The sequence below is a fragment of the Marinobacter sp. UBA2498 genome, assembly GCF_002341575.1.
In the GTDB taxonomy this organism is placed as follows: domain Bacteria; phylum Pseudomonadota; class Gammaproteobacteria; order Pseudomonadales; family Oleiphilaceae; genus Marinobacter; species Marinobacter manganoxydans.
In genome coordinates this window covers 41,892-43,085 of record NZ_DDOI01000013.1, presented here as the reverse complement: position 1 = coordinate 43,085, position 1,194 = coordinate 41,892, and the positions used below count along the sequence as shown (strand labels likewise).

At 59.4% G+C, this 1,194-nt stretch carries 1 protein-coding gene and 2 pseudogenes; 2 read left to right on the top strand and 1 reads right to left on the bottom strand.

Features of this window, described 5'->3' with window-relative positions:
• Both B2W52_RS01540 and slmA read left to right on the top strand, forming a co-directional pair.
• A pseudogene (locus tag B2W52_RS01540) lies at positions 1-201 on the top strand (thiazole synthase); the annotation flags it as partial.
• A gap of 90 nt (positions 202-291) precedes the next feature.
• Complete coding sequence (gene slmA / locus B2W52_RS01535; protein WP_008173360.1) at positions 292-879, top strand: nucleoid occlusion factor SlmA; 588 nt, start codon at positions 292-294, stop codon at positions 877-879.
• A 188-nt stretch (positions 880-1,067) separates the two neighbouring features.
• Here the strand turns inward: slmA and B2W52_RS22205 are convergent.
• A pseudogene (locus tag B2W52_RS22205) lies at positions 1,068-1,194 on the bottom strand (inositol monophosphatase family protein); the annotation flags it as partial.

Below are 1,194 nucleotides of genomic sequence, written 5' to 3'. Positions count from 1 at the left end.
TCGGATGCCACCATCGCCATGGAGCTGGGCTGCGACGGCGTACTGATGAATACCGCCATTGCCCAGGCCAAAGACCCGATCCGAATGGCCAATGCCATGCGCCTGGCCATTGAGTCTGGTCGTGAAGCCTATCTGGCGGGCCGGATGCCCAAGAAGCTCTATGCCAGCGCATCCTCGCCCATTGATGGCACCTTCTTCTGATCTCGGGCACAATCCTGACTAACGATAACCGAGGGCTGGCATTGAACGACCGGCCCCGACAACGATAAATCAGAGCGCTGCTGTCCTGCCATGACTGATCAGAAACCCAGTCGCCGCGAGGCGATTCTTCATGCTCTTGTGGAACTCCTGGAGACCGATCCGGGTGCCCGAATCACCACCGCCGGCCTCGCCAAATCCGTGGGCGTTACCGAGGCGGCTTTGTATCGCCATTTTCCCAGCAAGCGGAAAATGTTCGAGGCGCTTATCGAGTTCGCTGAAGAGGCCGTGTTCTCTCGCTGTCAGGTGATCCTGCAGGAGCAGGAGGACGTGCGGGTTCGTCTCCAGCAATTGGTGCACCTGGTGCTGGTCTTTGCTGAACGCAATCCGGGGCTGTGTTGTGTGCTGACCGGTGATGCTTTGATGGGCGAGAACGACACCCTGCGCAAGCGTGCCTCCCAGTTCTTCGAGCGCCTGGAAACCCAGGTACGGCAAACCCTCAAAGAAGGCGAAATCCGCCAGGGCCTGCGGCCCCGGACGACGTCTGCTCGCGGCGCGGACTTTGTACTGGTTTTTGTTGAAGGGCGGATCCAGCGGTTTATCCGCTCCTCGTTCTCGCGGTTGCCTTCTACTGACTTCGACGAGAGTTGGGGGTTGGTTGCAGAAGGTGTTTGGGGCTGAGCTTGGAGTTGGCCTCCTCCTGGTAGCCTGATAGATCCGGTGGTGAGGCGAAGGCAGGAAGGGCTTTCCCGAAACCGCTACGAGCACATGAATGTGCTCGTAGCGGTTTCGGGGAGCAGGTTCCCATCCTGTGCCCGCCCCGAAGTTAACAGGCTAGTGACAACCCCCGAAGGCAATCACAAGCACAATCAGTCGTACCCAGAGGCAGACCGCAGGATAGACCGAACAGGCTCCCAAAGAGCCGGGGCCGAAATCAGGATATCGCGGCCCCAGAGGTCGGCAGGATAACCGTCGGGCACTTCACTGAAATGGCCA